The sequence below is a fragment of the Wandonia haliotis genome, assembly GCF_039523435.1.
Taxonomy (GTDB): domain Bacteria; phylum Bacteroidota; class Bacteroidia; order Flavobacteriales_D; family Crocinitomicaceae; genus Wandonia; species Wandonia haliotis.
Genome location: NZ_BAAAFH010000007.1, coordinates 291,919 through 308,757 on the forward strand (window position 1 = coordinate 291,919; position 16,839 = coordinate 308,757).

General features: G+C 38.5%; 20 protein-coding genes. 14 read left to right on the top strand and 6 right to left on the bottom strand.

Translation table 11 applies throughout. The annotated features are described in order from the left end of the window. Positions 1-125 precede the first annotated feature (125 nt). From ABDZ97_RS07450 to ABDZ97_RS07485, 8 genes are all read left to right on the top strand, one after another. Entirely contained in the window at positions 126-731 is a 606-nt protein-coding gene (locus tag ABDZ97_RS07450) for a hypothetical protein (RefSeq protein WP_343786092.1), read from the top strand. Continuing rightward, entirely contained in the window at positions 728-1,312 is a 585-nt protein-coding gene (locus ABDZ97_RS07455; protein WP_343786094.1) for a toxin-antitoxin system YwqK family antitoxin, read from the top strand. Before ABDZ97_RS07450 ends, ABDZ97_RS07455 begins: the two co-directional genes overlap by 4 nt. Positions 1,313-1,725: 413 nt before the next feature. Beyond that, positions 1,726-2,085 carry a hypothetical protein gene (locus ABDZ97_RS07460; RefSeq protein WP_343786096.1) on the top strand — a complete coding sequence of 120 codons (360 nt, stop codon included), beginning with the start codon at positions 1,726-1,728 and terminating at the stop codon, positions 2,083-2,085. Positions 2,086-2,127: 42 nt separating this feature from the next. Beyond that, entirely contained in the window at positions 2,128-2,676 is a 549-nt protein-coding gene (locus ABDZ97_RS07465; RefSeq protein ID WP_343786098.1) for an STM3941 family protein, read from the top strand. Between the two features lie 115 nt (positions 2,677-2,791). Continuing rightward, positions 2,792-3,202 (top strand): hypothetical protein, encoded by a 411-nt coding sequence (locus ABDZ97_RS07470; protein WP_343786100.1) that lies wholly within the window; start codon positions 2,792-2,794, stop codon positions 3,200-3,202. Between the two features lie 78 nt (positions 3,203-3,280). After that, positions 3,281-3,778: an SMI1/KNR4 family protein gene (locus tag ABDZ97_RS07475; protein ID WP_343786102.1), complete on the top strand. Its 498-nt coding sequence runs from the start codon at positions 3,281-3,283 to the stop codon at positions 3,776-3,778. 22 nt (positions 3,779-3,800) lie between these two features. Continuing rightward, positions 3,801-4,100: a hypothetical protein gene (locus tag ABDZ97_RS07480; protein ID WP_343786104.1), complete on the top strand. Its 300-nt coding sequence runs from the start codon at positions 3,801-3,803 to the stop codon at positions 4,098-4,100. Between the two features lie 122 nt (positions 4,101-4,222). Continuing rightward, positions 4,223-4,825 carry a DUF6892 domain-containing protein gene (locus ABDZ97_RS07485; protein ID WP_343786106.1) on the top strand — a complete coding sequence of 201 codons (603 nt, stop codon included), beginning with the start codon at positions 4,223-4,225 and terminating at the stop codon, positions 4,823-4,825. A gap of 67 nt (positions 4,826-4,892) precedes the next feature. Here ABDZ97_RS07485 and ABDZ97_RS07490 read toward each other — a convergent pair whose 3' ends face one another. Beyond that, entirely contained in the window at positions 4,893-5,393 is a 501-nt protein-coding gene (locus ABDZ97_RS07490; RefSeq protein WP_343786108.1) for a cytochrome P460 family protein, read from the bottom strand. A gap of 273 nt (positions 5,394-5,666) precedes the next feature. Between ABDZ97_RS07490 and asnB the strand changes: the two genes are divergently transcribed. The 6 genes from asnB to ABDZ97_RS07520 all read left to right on the top strand — a co-directional run bounded on the left by asnB (position 5,667) and on the right by ABDZ97_RS07520 (position 10,952). Next, on the top strand, positions 5,667-7,493 hold the full coding sequence (asnB, locus tag ABDZ97_RS07495; RefSeq protein ID WP_343786110.1) for an asparagine synthase (glutamine-hydrolyzing): 1,827 nt from the start codon (positions 5,667-5,669) through the stop codon (positions 7,491-7,493). After that, the gene (locus ABDZ97_RS07500; protein ID WP_343786112.1) at positions 7,487-7,906 is read left to right on the top strand and encodes an FAD synthase family protein; all 420 of its coding nucleotides are present in this window, start codon (positions 7,487-7,489) and stop codon (positions 7,904-7,906) included. The genes asnB and ABDZ97_RS07500 overlap by 7 nt, the downstream gene beginning before the upstream one ends. A gap of 4 nt (positions 7,907-7,910) precedes the next feature. Further along, positions 7,911-8,693 carry a LicD family protein gene (locus tag ABDZ97_RS07505; RefSeq protein WP_343786114.1) on the top strand — a complete coding sequence of 261 codons (783 nt, stop codon included), beginning with the start codon at positions 7,911-7,913 and terminating at the stop codon, positions 8,691-8,693. A gap of 94 nt (positions 8,694-8,787) precedes the next feature. Continuing rightward, positions 8,788-9,774 (top strand): hypothetical protein, encoded by a 987-nt coding sequence (locus ABDZ97_RS07510; protein ID WP_343786116.1) that lies wholly within the window; start codon positions 8,788-8,790, stop codon positions 9,772-9,774. After that, positions 9,774-10,280 carry a hypothetical protein gene (locus tag ABDZ97_RS07515; RefSeq protein WP_343786118.1) on the top strand — a complete coding sequence of 169 codons (507 nt, stop codon included), beginning with the start codon at positions 9,774-9,776 and terminating at the stop codon, positions 10,278-10,280. The genes ABDZ97_RS07510 and ABDZ97_RS07515 overlap by 1 nt, the downstream gene beginning before the upstream one ends. 3 nt (positions 10,281-10,283) lie before the next feature. Then, a complete protein-coding gene (locus ABDZ97_RS07520) occupies positions 10,284-10,952 on the top strand; it encodes an outer membrane beta-barrel protein (RefSeq protein ID WP_343786120.1) in 669 nt (222 codons plus the stop codon). On the opposite strand, the gene ABDZ97_RS07525 is transcribed toward ABDZ97_RS07520, so the two are convergent. From ABDZ97_RS07525 to speE, 5 genes are all read right to left on the bottom strand, one after another. After that, the gene (locus tag ABDZ97_RS07525; protein WP_343786122.1) at positions 10,953-12,965 is read right to left on the bottom strand and encodes an OmpA family protein; all 2,013 of its coding nucleotides are present in this window, start codon (positions 12,963-12,965) and stop codon (positions 10,953-10,955) included. Between the two features lie 187 nt (positions 12,966-13,152). Then, on the bottom strand, positions 13,153-13,701 hold the full coding sequence (locus ABDZ97_RS07530; protein ID WP_343786124.1) for a tetratricopeptide repeat protein: 549 nt from the start codon (positions 13,699-13,701) through the stop codon (positions 13,153-13,155). 3 nt (positions 13,702-13,704) lie between these two features. After that, on the bottom strand, positions 13,705-14,298 hold the full coding sequence (def, locus tag ABDZ97_RS07535) for a peptide deformylase (RefSeq protein ID WP_343786126.1): 594 nt from the start codon (positions 14,296-14,298) through the stop codon (positions 13,705-13,707). Between the two features lie 56 nt (positions 14,299-14,354). After that, positions 14,355-15,380 (bottom strand): agmatinase family protein, encoded by a 1,026-nt coding sequence (locus tag ABDZ97_RS07540; protein WP_343786128.1) that lies wholly within the window; start codon positions 15,378-15,380, stop codon positions 14,355-14,357. Between the two features lie 105 nt (positions 15,381-15,485). After that, entirely contained in the window at positions 15,486-16,763 is a 1,278-nt protein-coding gene (speE, locus tag ABDZ97_RS07545) for a polyamine aminopropyltransferase (protein WP_343786130.1), read from the bottom strand. Between the last annotated feature and the right edge of the window lie 76 nt (positions 16,764-16,839).

The following is a 16,839-nucleotide window of genomic DNA, read 5'->3' on the forward strand; positions in this document are numbered from 1 at the left end:
GAAAAAACGGAATGAAGCACCCAAATGTTTGGTTAAAAAAAGACGAAGAAAACTATACTACCGTTTTTTTAGAAGTTTTATAGAGTAGATAAATTAATTGGTCGTATCTCAAAAGTATTATAATAATGAATGAATCACTTCAAGAATTTATTGACCGGGAAAACGGTATTCTACATTTCCGCAGTGAAAAATGGTATAATGGTAATACTTATATGCCTCTTGAAATTTACAATATATCGATCCCTTATAAAGATTGGCACATTGAAATCCGATATGAATGGAAATTATCTGAATTTAATAAGGCTAGTGCCGTTAACTACTCTCAAAGTTTTCAGAATCGGTTTTCCTGCGAAATACAGGCAACAAGTAACACTCCGTTGAGTTTCGCTCCTCTATCTATTCAGCATCAGGATAGAATATTAGGATTATTTAAAAGAAACACACCCTTTAAAATCAAGTGTTCAGAACCAGAAATAAATACTCAGTTAATAAAATCAACGGAGTTACTACAATTAGGAAAATGTATTTCTGAAAGAGCTGATTTTTCTCCGGTTTTCTATGGAAGCAAAAAGGGAGCCTCATATACATTAAGTGCTCATTTTTTAGTTGTGAGCTCTCCGGTTGAAGCTTTAGAAGCTATTTTTCCGTTATTTCGTCTACTTATTGATCTCGTAGGAGAGAGGTCATTTGCGAATCATTCACTTACTGGCAATAAAAATATAAAAGAGTGAAAAAAAATACAATCTTATTTTTTCTTATTGTTTCTCTTTCTTCTTGTGAAAAGGATACGCAATATACAATAGGTGATACGATTCGTGAAACAAATGGAAAAATACACTCTGTTGTAAACATATCTAGTACGCACTATTTCATAGAAGTGACAGGTCAACAAAAAGGAAACGTAGAATATCGATACTCAGTTGATAAGAACAAAGGGACACCTGATGGGGTATCTCTCATGTACGACAAACAAGGCTATCTCTTTTCGGTTATGAACTACCAAAGTGGAATCCTTTTTGGGTGGACATACTTATTTGATCAATCCGGAAAAATTACGTCAGCTACTTTTATTGTAAACCATCAACCCAAAGGATACTCCTTTCACTTTCTTCCTGATGGAAAGTTAAATTTTATCGAACGCTATCATCGGTCAGGTAACTCTGAAATAATTATTACTAAAAAAATTACATTAACTGATCAATCCATTGATAGTCTGTTTAAGGTCATTCATTTACCTACCTATTTATCTACATCGTTTGATAAAAATTTACTACAAAACGAAACGAGTCACTTAACACTACCCTACAAGTAGAATCAGTTCATGTAATTCTACGACTTTTCCAACATGGAACAATTTATACACAAAAAGCAGATTCAAAAACGCACTTATGAACCCGATATGAAACGACTTCTTTTTTTATTTTTCAAAATACTCGCTGGATTATTTTCTTCCTTCGTAATCTTTCTGACACTACTCGATCTGATCCATGTATTCACAGATAGTTATGGTTATTATTTTGGTGCTGAATTCTATCCGTGGTATTCAATACACACATCAAAAGAAATTTATGTTTTGTTCAGCGTATTTTCCCTTTTTCTTTTTGCAATTACACTCCTTTTTCTTCTAAAAAGAACACAAACAAGAAAGTGGGTTACTTATTTTATACTAGCTTTGTTAATAGCAGCATATCCAATAATAACAATCTATTTCTAACAAGTTCCTAATTGACAAATCCCAATACTTTCGCGACAAGAGAAGAAATAAAAAAGCTTTTTTTATTAGAAGCTATTGAACACGGGAAGGCAATTGCTAATGGCGATCATAAACAAGCTAATAAGCTGAATAAAAGACTACAATCTATTTATGATAAGACCAGGAAACAAAACTGGCAAAATATATTTGGAGAACTAATAAGTCATGATGATGAAAATGTAAGACTTTGGGCTGCTACGTTTTCTTTAAAGAGCACTCCTGATCTTGCAGAAAAGACGCTTCAAGAGTTGTCAGGATTAACTAGTATCACTGGATTAACAGCTCAAACAACTTTACGTCTCTGGAAAGAGGATAAATTAGATTTGTTGTAAAACCAAACAGAGTATTTCATCACGAATAACACAACATCAGCAATGAATACGAATCATGAAAACAGAATAGAAATTCCTCTCAGTAGAAAAAAACTTATTCTACTCATTTTAGGAGCGCTCATACTGGTAGTTGCAAGTATTTTTGGCACAATCACTCCCGAAACCTTCACCTCTCCACTCTTCCGAAATCCTGAAGTAATCCGAATTATAAGTAGTATCGGACTTGGTTTCTTTGGTATTTGTCTTGGTTTCATAGTCAAAAAATTCTTTGATAAAAATGTAGGATTAATTATTGACAAATCCGGAATTACAGATCACTCCTCTGCAACAAGTGTAGGTCTTATTCCCTGGGAGGATATCAAAAGCTTTAAAACGATTCAAGTAGCGTCAACTAAAATCCTGATTATTCAGGTTCGAACCCCAAAAAACTATATCAAATTTGCCAAAAACAGATTTATTAAACACGTAATGATTATGAATATGAAAAAATATAACTCTCCTCTATACATTATATCTAGCTCATTACAAATACGATTTGATGAATTGGAAAGTTTACTCCGAACTGAATTTGACAAATATAAATCGAAGTAAACCATGCCCCTATTATCACTTAATGCCCTTAGTTAAAACATTAAATACTAAAACAATTCAGTCGATTTACAGATTTCTTCCAGTGAAAACAATCAAAAAACGAAATAGAGTAACCATGAAAAACATATATTATCTCTGTCTGAGTTTAATCCTGATTAGTTGTGGAGGGCAACTAAACGAAAAAATCACAATTGACACTCCAACTATAACTGAGATTAAGATTGTCAACAAAGTGAACTGTAGTCATGCACATTTAACAAAAAAAGAAGTTCTGATTGAAGATAAAGACGAAATCGAAAAGATAATCAACCTAATGAAACATTCATCAGACATAAAAACACGTGTTAACACAAAAGTAAACGTTGGCTTTTTTGATATCATTCTCCTTGATTCAAACAATACCAAATATTACTATACTATTTTGTACACGATATATAATGGTGTTATTTTAACAGATTTGAATGGCAGTGGTAATCACTTCAGAAATGACAGGTTGGAAATATTGATTTATAAACTTTTTAGATAATCTAGATGAGTACGCAGATCATATTGTTAATTGTCATACGTCTCAATCTTGTATCTGTAATATCCAAAAACTCACAAAATGACAATAGAATATTTACACCTTTTACAACAGTATTTAACCGGTCCGGGAATCCCGCCGATTGGAATGACAGAAACAGAAATTCTTGCGCTGCAAACCGAATTCTGTGCCAACGGGAAGCCATTTCCTAAAACGCTTAAAGAGTTTTTATTCCTAACAGGAAAACAGTGCGCACATTTTGATTCCGGAGTAGGGAGTTCTCCAACTTATAATGCAGTTCAACAAAAACGGTTGACGATAATTGCCAACTTGCCATATTCCTTCAGCTACCCCAACATATGGTCTTTTGGTTATCAAACAGATACTGAAAGTTTTTACTTTATTGATCTGAATGAGGACAGTGATGATCCGGATGTTTATTATACCTGGCTTTATGAAAAGCAAGGCAGAACCGGTATTCCCGGAGAATGTATTGAGAAAACACAGTATACATTTTCAGGTTTTATAGAAGCCAGTATCAATTATTACTTAGCGACAAACGATCGTTTCCCTCATTAACTAAACGTGCAACTCCCCTACCATGAAGTACTTTAGATTAATTCTTGCGTTAATTCCAATCGGAATTGTGGTACTGGCAATTTCTGAAATTTTTTCATACATGGAAAGTCCAGGAAGCTATAAGCTAGGCTCAGATGCAATGGTAAGTAATGGAGGTTATAAATACAAAAGTCCTTTGACGTTCGTAACCTTTCAAGGATTACAAATCATGCTCTCTGTTTTAGCCATTTTCTTCTTATTGTATAAAACTAAGTCGGTAACATTACTCCTTCTCACACTACTTATCGTAGCTCTTCAATACCTACTTCTTTTAGTGATTTAAAAGAAACGGATGAAATATATTCCCACAATGAGAACAATAACAGATCACCGATAAATAAACATCTGATTTTAAGTTTTTAATAAGATAATCAGTAGATTTAGAACCGTATAAATAATACAAGCATGGAGGATAATCTCAAACTTTATGTACTAGGAGCATTACTTGTTACCGATGAAGACGAACCCAATGAAGTAGGGATTGAAATCGGAGAGTTTCCCTATGATGATTTTTATCAGGAAACAATCGGAAGAAGTATCGATCTGGAAGAAGAAGGATACGAAACCATAAATGATGTAAAAGAGTACTTACTAAAATACCCTCTTCGTCCGGAGCAGATGGAATCCATTACTTATTTGGGAATTGATACCGAATGTTCCGCCTACGAAACACTTGTTGCGCCCTATGAAGATTACTACCCCGGAGGACCTACAACTGTATTTTCACTGGAAGGCATTGAGCAATTGCCCCGATTGAGAAGTATCAATTTATCTTTACTGGATGGATTGTGCAATCTGGAGCCACTCACAAGACTCAACGAACTGGAAGAAATTACCGGAATCACGACACAGATAAAGGACTTTTCTCCGCTGTTACGCATAGAGACGCTGAAATCCTTTCTCGCTGCCGGGGTTATTAACTCTCCCGAACTACTTCGTTCCTTTAAAGAAATTATGGAACAATTACGTCAAAAAGGCGTTCAGGTAGAGGATCTTGTGACCGACTAAACCGATTTAACGTAGTCCGGTTTCAATCAGCAAAGTAGACATCATCACCAACTCCTGATTTCAGATATCAGGGGAAAAATTTATTCATCAGCATGTAATCAATACTCCCCGATTGCTGGTGACAATTGATACAGGACGCTCCTTTCTTTTCAGCACTGGACACGACTTTTTTATCCGCATCAATATATCCCCATACCCAACCATTTGCGTCTGCATTTTCATTTCCGGAAGCTTTATACAAAATTGCATAGCGCCCTAATGACTCGTCTTCATTGACCAGTTCTTTTACAACCAGTGATCCTTGCGGAAAGACCGCATTCGCAGCAATTTTCCCTTCACTATTCAGTTGAGTCGCTGCGACTGAATTGAAACGCGTTCGGAGAAAAGGATGCTCATGACCGGAACCGGAGCTCTTCGGCAACAAAGCATCTGAATTTTTATACCAGGTAAACCCGGAAGTCTGCTCTGCCATCTCAAATAACTCCGCGTCAATACCATTCAACGCTTTATCCTTTTTGCACGCTACCACCATTGTCAACACCATAAGAAAAAACACAAACCTCATCATAAGCAATTAGTTAGATAACACTATTTTACACTACTAAATATCCAAAAATACTCCCATACCTGAAAATTAATTTTGTTAAAAGAATTGTACTCCTGTTAAACTCTTAAAGTTTATCTGCGCTATTTTCACGATGTAGTGATGCTACTGGTTTTTTACTACACAAAAAAACCTCAAAATATATTCCCCTGAATAAACGAAAGCATAGCCTTATCTATCATCTCTATTTATCCATATAAAATTGCTATTTTTGGAAGTTACTATATATACGAATCTATGTGCGGCATAAACGGAATCATATCTCTTCATAACATTTCCAATATTAAAGACCGAATTGTAAAAATGAACCTGTCTATCGCTCACAGAGGACCGGATGCGGACAATCATCTTCTTATTGGCACCAACGTTGCCTTAGGTCATAGAAGATTATCAATTCTTGATTTGGACGAACGCTCCAATCAACCAATGAAAATACAATCAGGGAAATGGATCATTGTTTTTAACGGTGAAATATTTAATTTTCAAACCATTAGAAAAGAACTTTCAGACATTCACAATTTCACCACGACATCAGATACTGAAGTTCTTCTTGCAGCAATTGAATTCAAAGGGATCGACTGGATTCTTAAAAAAGCCAACGGAATGTTTGCTTTTGTCGCATACAATATTGAAAACCAGGATTTCTATCTTGTACGAGATCGTTTTGGCATTAAACCACTATTTTTCACTATTGTCAACAATACACTCATTTTTTCCTCTGAAATAAAAGGGATCTTACATTCCGGGTTACTTCAGCCAGAATTCAATCATGAAGCTATTGATGATTATCTTGCAAACAGATATGTGAGGGAGCCGGACACTTTCTTTAAGAAAATCCACCAGGTAAAATCTTCCACTTATCTTCATTTTAATAAAAATCTGGAGTGTAATGAAACGGAATACTGGCAACTACCCGACTTAAATCTTTCTGCTTCTAACAATAGCTCTGATCTCATCGAAGAAACTGATGAACAGATTCAGAAAGCTTTTAAACGTTGGTTTATTTCTGATGTTCCCGTTGGCGCCTATCTAAGTGGAGGAGTTGATTCCAGTCTGACCACAGCTATTTTATCAAAAACATCTGACCACCGAATAGATACTTATACCATAGGTTTTGAACAAAAAGAATTCAATGAATTTTCATATGCGAAAAAAGTCGCAGACATCTATGGTACTAATCACAAGGAAATTCTATTTGACCCATCAAGCTACTTTGGCAATTGGGAACGATTAATAGAGTTTAAGGATGCCCCTCTGGCTGTTCCTAATGAAGTACCTCTTGCACATATGTCTTCTGTTTTGAGTAGTGATATTACAGTAGTAATTTCAGGAGAAGGAGCTGATGAACTTTTTGGTGGATACGGTAAAATATTTCGTTCCGGTTTTGATTTTGAAAACCATAATAACGAGCAGCGTTTTTATGATTACTTTGTTCGGCAGTATGAATATGTTTCCAGACCTATACGAGACCTGTATTTATCTGTAAATACTACGGATAAAAGAGAGGAATTTGACAACCGGATAGCATCTGATTTTTCCTTACACAAGAATGATGAAAATATTTTCCGGTTTTTCCATAAATATCATATCCAGGGACTTTTGCAGAGAGTAGATATGACAACTATGCAGACCGGAGTTGAAGCCCGTCCCCCCTTTCTGGATCATGAACTGATCGAATTTGTTTATTCCCGGATACCTTATGACCAGAAATTGCATTGGAACAGTGTTTCAGACGAGATTAAAGCTAAAAGTCTTTATGCTCAACAATATAGTGAAGTTCTGGATACTCCTAAATACATCTTAAAAAAAGTAGCGGAGAAGTATTTACCAAATGATATTATCTATCGAAAAAAAATGGGATTCCCAGTCCCTCTCTCACAATGGTTTCCTAATCTTGTCCAACAAGCGGATATACTAAAAAATTCTAGCTGGTTAAAGTCCGAGTTATTAACTAGCCTTATCGATGATCTGAAGCAAAACCCCAGATCAGGTCAATTACTTTGGATGTTCATTAATATCCAATTATTTCATGATAAATATTTTAATAAAAACTGGTTATGGTAATAGGTTATACAACTGGCGTTTTTGATTTATTTCATATCGGCCATTTAAACATGTTGAAAAATGCGAAATCACTTTGTGACAAACTTATTGTTGGAGTGACCACAGACGAATTGGTCGCATACAAGAATAAACAAGCCGTGATTCCGTTTGAGGAAAGAATAGAGATCGTACGAAATATCAAATATGTCGATGCTGCCATCGCTCAGGAGTCAATGGAAAAGTTTGAAATGTGGAAAAAGTTAAAATTTGACGTCATGTTTGTCGGCGATGACTGGTACGGAACTGAAAAATGGCAGGAACTTGAAAAACAATTTAGTGAAGTAGGCGTCCGAGTTGTTTACTTCCCATATACAAAAGGAACTTCTTCAACTCTTATTAACACAACTTTGGATAAATTGAGGAATAATCAATAAAAGTATGGAAGATTTATCCCATTACAACGCGGAAGGAACGACTTTAAGAAAAGCACAATTAAGAATGTTAGATATTTTGATGGTAGTTGATCAAATTTGTCAGAAACATAACATCACGTATTTCCTTGATGGAGGAAGTTGTCTGGGAGCCATCCGTCATAAGGGATTTATTCCATGGGATGATGATCTGGACATAGCGGTTATGCGTAAAGACCTTTTAAAACTAAGAAAGATTCTTCCCAAGGAGTTACCTGAAAACCTTGTTTATCAAGACGAAACCACTGATAAGAATTTTTGCATGAAAATTGCAAAAGTCCGCGACAAAAACTCTCTGATAGAAGAAGAAGAATCCTTTAATCTACAGGAGAACGGAATATTTCTGGATATTATTCCCGTTGAACCCATAGTTTCTTTCAGATTAAAGAAGTTTATTGATTTTTTTTATGGAAGAGCATTTCGCAGAATTAAAAATTATAATGACAAAAAAATCGAATATCTAATCGCATTGATACTCTGGGGCCCTGCTAATTTACTGGTTTGGGGAGCTCGTTTATTGGCCAAGATTATTCGTCCTAAAAAACTTTGTCATGTATACGGTTGGAATGCTTACAACTTTGTTTGGATGAATGATGTATATCCTGTACAGCGTAGTATTTTTGAAAACAAAGAAGTCTGCCTACCTAAAAATCCTGACCGATTCCTGAATCGTTTGTTTGGTAATTATATGCAAATTCCACCTCAGGACAAAAGAATTATACATTCCACAAAAATTATTTTTTATGATTGAATCAGTTCCTCCTAATCAGAAGTCCTTCGCTTAAAACATATTCTCCCTCCATCCCAAAATTATTTCATAAGTTTGTTGTAATTAAACGAAAGGTATGCTACGCAACAGCCGCATTTTTACTTTAAATTTATACGGAACAGTCGTCTTTGTTCTCTGTTTGGCACTGGTGTCCTGTAATGATGTTATTGAAAAGGATATCTCCGGAGAAACTCCCTTTATGATTGTCCCACAGGCCAATGATACAATTCCAGAGTACTCCCATTTTCTTTGGGAACCTTTGGAAGGTGCAACCCACTATCGCTTGCAGATTTTTTCTCCGTCTTTTGCGTCCCCTACATTTATTGCATTTGACTCGACGACTTCGGCAAATTCGTTATTTGTTAGTCTTGAACGGGGTACGTACGAATACAAACTAACAGCTCATAACAACGGTTATCAGTCTCTCCCTTCAGGTCCGTTCCCTTTTGTCGTAGATACTGTACAGGGGAGTCAGGCACAAATTAATCTGAACACTCCGTCTTCGGGTTCTTATTACAACGGTTCCTTTAACGGGTTTTTCAGTTGGTCTGGTTTATCGGGTGTATCATCGTATGAATTCAGTTTGCGGGAAGGAACAGAGTACGCAACAGGAACGATTGTGCATTCCCAAAATTCTATTGCATCTAATTCTATTTCGGTCACTAATGTTGACTACACGGATGGCAATTATGTCTGGGGTGTTAAGGCGTATCTTGCCAATGGCGCTTCAACGACAACTTTTACATCTACTTTTCGTATTGACGACACGCCCCCGGTTACTCCTACGCTGGTTGCTCCGGCAGACAACGCTATTGTATCCTCTCCGGTAACGTTTACCTGGAGTAATGCATCCGATACGGGAATTATACAATCACCGGTGACATCCATTGTACAGGTCGCTACAGATGAGGCATTCACTTCTATTGAAACAAGTGAAACGGTAACGGGAACGACCACAGACATCCCTCTTCCTTCCGGAAATTATTACTGGCGGGTTTATAATATGGATGCTGCGGGTAATCAGGGAAGCTATTCAACAGTCCGTACACTAACTGTTAATTAATGTTGGGGAAAAACAAATTTGTATCGGTAGTATTATTGATCGTGGTAGGAATTATCTGGATCAATGTCATCGTAAAAATTGTTGGCAACCTTACAGCTGATTCTGAAACACCCGAATCCGCCCTTTACCAGGACACTCCTATTTTACTCCCGAAAGCAGAAGACAGAAATTTTGAGTTATTCTGTGATTACAGAGATCCGTTTCTCGGCAAGTCTTCCGGAGTCTCTCTGCGGGGAAATGATACCGATCCGGATCAGTATACCAATCGGGTTCCCGCGACAACTCCCCCACCTCCTGCGACACGTTCCTGGCCGAATATCCGTTATTTCGGGATTGTAAAACGTACACATTCAAAAGGAGGTACCGGTCTTGTAAAAGTGGATAATTTTACCATGAACCTTAAAACCGGAGACGGCTTTTACGAAGATTATATCATTCAATCAATGAACAGGGACTCTATCGTTATCTCACGCGGCAAGTCTGAACGAAAAACATTTTACAGATAGACTATGAAATGGTTCTACTCCATCCTTATTGTGCTTATCTCCGGGATAACACTCTATTCCCAAAATGACAATAGATTTAATCCCTTTTCCCTCCCTCCCGCTTTACAGGATGATATTTGGTCTGTGGAGTTTGCACCTTCTTTCTGGATGAAACAGGCAAATGCCCCAACAGCGCATAAACTTTCATTTTCTGCCGGGTTAAATTATCACTATGAGCTGAATTTCTCTCCGGCAAAGAAATTCGCCATCGCTATCGGGGTAGGATATTATTATTCGAGTTTAAGCCATCTCGGTACTTTTTCTGCGGACAGTAGCAACACAACACTTTGGAATCACACCGCTCCGACAGATGATCTGAAGTACAGCAGACTGAACCTGCACCGTATCAACCTTCCGTTGGAATTCAGAATAAAACTGAACTCTTCCTTCAAGTTTTATTTCGGGTACCAGGCTTCATTTGTTGTCGGGGCAAAAAACCGGGTAAAACTCAATGGTGAAGAGTTTGCCTTCAGTAAGTTTAATAACCTGAACCGTGTTCAACATGGTCCACGGATTAGGATCGGCTACCGGGACTTTTTTGTTTTCAGTACCGTATACCTTTCCAATTTATTTTCATCTCCCAGTCCTGTCCAAATGCAAACTGTCGAAATAGGAATCAGCATTGGAGGCTGATTACAGACTCTGTACCGTAAACTCTACCCTCCTGTTCGTTTGACGTGAATCCGCATCTGTATTCGGAACTAGGGGAGTTTCTTCGCCATAGCCCTGTGCTTTGATTCGCTGTTCCTGAATTCCCTTTCCGGTCAGGTAACGCATGACAGAAGCAGCTCTGTTTTTGCTCAGTGTAAGATTATAAGCTGCCTCTCCTACATCATCCGTATGCCCGGATATCTCAATTTGCATAGACGAATACTTCTTCATAATCGCTACCAACTGATCCAATTCAACAAAGGACTCTTTCCGTAGTTCATACTTATCCGTATCAAAGTAAACGTTATTGATAACAATTTTTGCTCCTTTCTCAATAGGAACCAAATAAAGATCCACTTCTTTTTCCTGATAACCTGCTGTTTTGGGCAACTCAAACTCGGAAGATACCGGCAAGAACTGTTCGCGCTTAGCTGAAAAACCATACTTCTCACCAGCCGGCAATACAATTTCATACTTCCCCGTCACAGGGTCAGATTGAGCCAGCCCTATCTCCTTCCCCGAACTCAACGCATAGTAGGCAATTGAAGCAGCAAGCGGTTCGTTTGTCTTTTGGTTGCGCACCGTTCCCCGTACCAAAGCAACAGCCTCAGGGCGTAATACCTCCGGAACGGAAGCCCGGTAGATATCGCTTTCTCCCAATCCTCCCTCCCGATAAGAAACCAGGTAGACGTAATCTCCTTTTGCCGGTAATGTGTAGTATGCATCAAACTCTTTTGAATTCAGGTAGGGCCCCAGATTTTCCGGTTGGGTCCAGTTTTCCCAGGTATCATCTAACCTCCGTGTAACAAAGATATCTGAGCCTCCATACGTAGGAAACCCCGAGGTACTGTAATAAAGGGTTTTCTCGTCAGACGCTAAAAAAGGAGATATTTCACTTGCTGCCGTATTCAGTCTATTCCCCAGTGACTTAGGCTCTGTCCACGTACCATCTTCTTTTCTAAACGAAACATGCAGGTCTTTGGTTCCCTGTTTGTCAAGCATAATAGCCATTACAAGAATTTTTCCCGAATTTGAGATACAATATTCGCCAAACGGTCCGTGATTTTGAAACGAATCGATTTCAATGTTTTCAGGAAAAGCCCAACCGTCAATTTGTTTTTGGGTAAAAGAAATCCCCGGTGTCGATGTCCCGTCTTTGTTGTACTGGTTCAAAAGAAAAATCTTCTGTCCGTCCGGTGTGATACCGAAAACAGAATTATTGAATGAGTTATTTACCGGAGCTTTTACATTCTGCGCCGGCTCAAAAGTACCATCTTCCCGCACCTGACTCATCCACACGTCCTGCGCTTCAATAGGAGCAATATTTTCCGGGTGATTTTGACGTGTAAAGTATAAGGTCTTTCCGTTAGGGGAAATTACAGGAGACAAATCTGCCGTAGAAGAATTAACGGCCCCTCCCAGACTTTCCATTGTAACAACCTGTTTCTCAACTTCAGGATTTACGTTTATTCTTATCTCGTAGGGTTCGTGGTGATTTGCTATGGCTATGGCATCAATCTGATTAAAACCGTCAATATATTTCGTCTGCATTTCAATACGTACCGCATTTACTTTAAAAGTCGTCGGGGCAAATTTGACTGACAATAGTCTTGCAGATGAAAGAGCGATTAATGAATCAACCTCGTATACGGTTTGTTCGACTCCCTTCTCTCCCTTCACAATGATCCGGGAGATACTTCCCGGGTTAAACGATTCGTGAACAACTACCTGCTGAACCTTTTGGGGAATCGCAAAACCGACTTCTATAAAATCGCTCTCTTCATTATTCTTTTTGGACGGTGCCCAGGCACAGGGATTTGCTTTGTTCAAAGAGAAGGTACTGGGTTCACCGAGTACCTGATTCGCCCGGTATTGTCCCGGGTATTTTTTATAGTCAAATTCGGAGGAAAACGCAATCACTTTTGATGCCCACTGGAAGTCCTGCGCCAACAGGAAAACGGGGACGAAAAATAAACAACTTAGCAAATACTTCATATCTCTTCTTGTACCGGGTATTTAGCTTCCGGTTTTTCCGAAAGTCCTATCCAAATGTAAAACAAGAAGCTGTTATTCAAAACAGTATATCCCTGATAATTTAAAAAAACAGAAAAAATACGGCAATCTATCTACACAAAAAAAGCCGAACAATACAGTCCGGCTTCCTTTTCTCTGTGAATTTCGATTAATTCATCATTTCAATACGTTCCTCAAAAGAGTAAGGAACCAGTTTAATCAATTCTTCTATTTCCTCGCGTTCTGCATCCGGAAGATTCGGAAACGTCTCAAGATATTCTACGTACGCCTGACGAGCTCTTGCTGTATCACGCAATAAGTCTAGTGACGTTGCACGGTTATACATCAGGAATTTTTTGTTTTTGTATTCCGGAAACCGGGAAAGTAATGTATCGGTATAAATTACTGCCTTCTTATACTTCTGTAACTGCGAAAAGTAACCTTGTACCCGATCCAAACATTCCGCAGAATATGCGTCTTCCGGAAAATGATCAACATACTGAAGGTTTTTAGAAATCGCCAGATCATACAGATCTTTAGGTACTTCCGGAATCACTTTAAATAGTGAATCCTCCAGATTTTTGATCTCCGTTTGTAATCCTTCTTGGGAAACTGTCGCATCAGTAGTTGCATCGGTTGTTTCAGCACTGTTTTCATCAGTCCCGGAACAAGCCACTAACAAGGTGGAAACCATTAATAAAAAACCAATTCTTTTCATTACTTATTTTTTAGATTTTACCGGAAATTTCATTCTGTAATCAACGTCAACCAATCCTTTTGAAATATTGGTCAGTTTCTTCTGCAACAATCTCTTTTTCAATGGGGAAATATGGTCGGTGAACAAAATCCCCTCGATGTGATCGTATTCATGCTGAACCACACGTGCCGCATATCCGTCGAATTCTTCTTCGTGGAACTCCCAGTTTTCATCAAAGTAGGTCACGCGAATTTTAGGTTTTCGTTGTACATCTTCCCTGATTTTAGGAATACTGAGGCATCCTTCATTAAACGCCCATTCTTTTCCTTCTTCTTCTTCTATAATCGGATTGATAAAAACCTTTTTAAAGTTCTCTACTCCTTCTGCTCTCGGATCTTCCTCTCCATCTTCGTCCGGTTCAGCAAACGGCGATGCATCAACAACGAAAAGCCGGATAGACCTCCCGATCTGAGGAGCTGCCAAACCAACTCCATGAGCAGCATACATTGTTTCAAACATATCTGCTATCAACTGGTCCAGTCCTTCGTAATCTTCATCGATTTCCTCTGCCATTTTTTTCAAAACAGGATCTCCGTATGCGACTATGGGTAAAATCATTCGTATCAATTTTGTGCAAAATTACTACTTATTCAGGAGAATGACAACAAGCAGCCTTACTGTCGTGAAGCTTTTGCAGCGATACATAAATTCCATAATGCGCGTGCCCCTACATTTCCATCCCATTCATCATCCCCGACCTCATTCAAGTCAAAACCAATGATTTCTTTCCCCGATAACGCCAGTTCAAATAACAGATACGCTACCTCTTCAAGCTCAAAACCTCCGGGAACAGGAGTTCCGGTATTCGGACATAAATAGGGCTTTAACGCATCAATATCGAAAGAAACATATACTTTCTGAGGTAACTCTGCAAGTATTTCACTCACCTGCTCTTTCCATGTTTTTCCTTCGTATCCTGCTTCTTTTATTTCCCAGTCGTAAAAGGTTCGGATTCTCGGATCACTATTCACCAGATCAATTTCTGTCTGCGCAACATCCCGAATTCCTACCTGTACCAGCTTTTGCACATGATCCAGTTTCAGCGCGTTAAACATAATAGATGCGTGTGACTGCTCAAACCCTTCGTAGGCATCCCGGAGATCAGCATGTGCATCAATTTGCAGGATTCCGAACTCTTCCTTTTCCGCCAATGCAGTAATTAACCCCAATGGGGTGGAGTGTTCGCCCCCTAAAACGGCTACCAATTTCCCTTCTTCTCTTAACTCAAGTGCCTTTTCTTTAAGGTGAAGTGCCAGTGCCTGTTGCGCTTCCGCTATTTCTGTCAGTGTGCGCTGGTAGGCCGGATTCGTTGAAATGGTTCCTCCATCCTCCAGGAAACTGATATACTCCATAGCTTTCCCACAGTACTTATCATTAATTTCTTTCCACTCGTCCGAAATCGGAGTCATCGCGATGCGTGTTTTCCATGCTTCCGGAAATTTCGGGTGGTAAAAATCGAGTTGCGGGGAGGCATCCAGAATTCGTTGTGGTCCGTTGCTTGTTCCTTTTCCAAAAGATGCCGTAGCATCCCAGGGAACGGGAATAATTACAATTTCCGCATCTTCTATGGTATAAGGAAATCCGAAGATATTCCCATTATTTATCCCTACTCCGTTAGGATCAAAATTTTCGTAATTCATATCCGTTTTTTTTATGTATTCTACGAATAAAAAAGACGCAAGCTTTTCAGTTCTTACGTCTTTTTCTATGTTTTGTCTGCGCCAATTGTAAAGCGCAAAAATTTACTATTTCAACAAGTCTTTCACAAACCCAGGAGTAGCAAAACTTCCCCGGTGCACATCTGCATTGTAATAACGCAATCCTTGTTTCTCTACAAATGCTTCAATTTCATCGTCATTTGTGATCTTCTTCGGATTTGCATCACCTTTTACTCCCCACTGGAAGCTCCACATTCCTGTTGGATACGTTGGAACAAAGAACAAACTTGTGTATGTATGGTCTTTACCAAAAATATCTGCCAATGTATGATGAAGTTCTGCAAAAGCTTTCTCATTGAACTTCGGAGATTCTCCCTGTGTCAATAGGATTCCTCCCGGCTTCAATGCTTTTGCACAATTGTTGAAGAACTCAACAGAGAACAACCCTTCTGCAGGTCCAACCGGATCAGAACCATCAACCAGAATAAGGTCATAAGATTCTGCTTTGGCGTTAGCCGCAAATGCTATTCCGTCTCCTACTATTAGTTCCAGTTTCGGGTCGTCAAACGACGCTGCAATATTCGGAAGGTGTTTTTTACAGGCTTCAATCACTTCTCCGTCGATCTCTACCATTGTAACTTTTTCAACTCCTTCGTGACGAAGAATTTGACGAACGGTTCCACCGTCTCCTCCTCCGATCACCAAAACATTTTTTACATTTCCATGTGTAAACATTGCCGGGTGAGAAATCATCTCATGGTAGTGAAACTCATCTTTCTCAGTCGTCATTACCATATCGTCCAATGCCAACATCTTACCGTACTTATACGACTCAAGAATTTTAACACGCTGATAAGGTGACTGTACATCGTGGAATACTTCTCCGGTATAACGCAATGACAATGCCTGATTATCATCTTTATCTGTAAACCATACGTTACGCGTGTAGAAGTCCGGATTTCTTCTTCCTTTTGCCTCCTCACGCATGGTTGTAAGATCAAAATCCATGCGATCCAACAAACTTAATGAACCACGACGCATTTCAACAGCAGAATAGTTTTTCGCCTGAAAAACTTCTTTCAGATAATCAAATGAAACCCATGCGTCAATATCTCCGCAGGTAAAAAGATCCACTGCTGCGTAACCATATTCTGGCCAAGTATGAATAGCTAAGTGACTTTCCTGAATAACAACTACCCCTGATACCCCATATGGAGAAAAGTGGTGAAAAGTAGAATTAATAACTGTAGCACCAGCCTTAATTGCAGCATCAACCATCCCTTGTTCGATCGTTGATACTTCATTCATAATCTGTGGAGTACATCCACTGAATTCAACCAAAATGTGATTTCCTAATGCATTCATTTTCTTTAAACGAAGTTTTAAATTATACTACAAAGTTATGTAGAAACAAAGAATAATAATTCCTATTGGTTTGTTA

Bases quoted from the DNA above. Each gene is read 5' to 3' on its own strand.
- ABDZ97_RS07450 (WP_343786092.1), top strand. From the start codon at position 126: ATGAATGAATCACTTCAAGAATTTATTGACCGGGAAAACGGTATTCTA.
- ABDZ97_RS07465 (WP_343786098.1), top strand. From the start codon at position 2,128: ATGAATACGAATCATGAAAACAGAATAGAAATTCCTCTCAGTAGAAAA.
- ABDZ97_RS07470 (WP_343786100.1), top strand. From the start codon at position 2,792: ATGAAAAACATATATTATCTCTGTCTGAGTTTAATCCTGATTAGTTGT.
- ABDZ97_RS07475 (WP_343786102.1), top strand. From the start codon at position 3,281: ATGACAATAGAATATTTACACCTTTTACAACAGTATTTAACCGGTCCG.
- ABDZ97_RS07480 (WP_343786104.1), top strand. From the start codon at position 3,801: ATGAAGTACTTTAGATTAATTCTTGCGTTAATTCCAATCGGAATTGTG.
- ABDZ97_RS07485 (WP_343786106.1), top strand. From the start codon at position 4,223: ATGGAGGATAATCTCAAACTTTATGTACTAGGAGCATTACTTGTTACC.
- ABDZ97_RS07490 (WP_343786108.1), bottom strand. From the start codon at position 5,393: ATGATGAGGTTTGTGTTTTTTCTTATGGTGTTGACAATGGTGGTAGCG.
- asnB (WP_343786110.1), top strand. From the start codon at position 5,667: ATGTGCGGCATAAACGGAATCATATCTCTTCATAACATTTCCAATATT.
- ABDZ97_RS07500 (WP_343786112.1), top strand. From the start codon at position 7,487: ATGGTAATAGGTTATACAACTGGCGTTTTTGATTTATTTCATATCGGC.
- ABDZ97_RS07505 (WP_343786114.1), top strand. From the start codon at position 7,911: ATGGAAGATTTATCCCATTACAACGCGGAAGGAACGACTTTAAGAAAA.
- ABDZ97_RS07510 (WP_343786116.1), top strand. From the start codon at position 8,788: ATGCTACGCAACAGCCGCATTTTTACTTTAAATTTATACGGAACAGTC.
- ABDZ97_RS07515 (WP_343786118.1), top strand. From the start codon at position 9,774: ATGTTGGGGAAAAACAAATTTGTATCGGTAGTATTATTGATCGTGGTA.
- ABDZ97_RS07520 (WP_343786120.1), top strand. From the start codon at position 10,284: ATGAAATGGTTCTACTCCATCCTTATTGTGCTTATCTCCGGGATAACA.
- ABDZ97_RS07525 (WP_343786122.1), bottom strand. From the start codon at position 12,965: ATGAAGTATTTGCTAAGTTGTTTATTTTTCGTCCCCGTTTTCCTGTTG.
- ABDZ97_RS07530 (WP_343786124.1), bottom strand. From the start codon at position 13,701: ATGAAAAGAATTGGTTTTTTATTAATGGTTTCCACCTTGTTAGTGGCT.
- def (WP_343786126.1), bottom strand. From the start codon at position 14,298: ATGATTTTACCCATAGTCGCATACGGAGATCCTGTTTTGAAAAAAATG.
- ABDZ97_RS07540 (WP_343786128.1), bottom strand. From the start codon at position 15,380: ATGAATTACGAAAATTTTGATCCTAACGGAGTAGGGATAAATAATGGG.
- speE (WP_343786130.1), bottom strand. From the start codon at position 16,763: ATGAATGCATTAGGAAATCACATTTTGGTTGAATTCAGTGGATGTACT.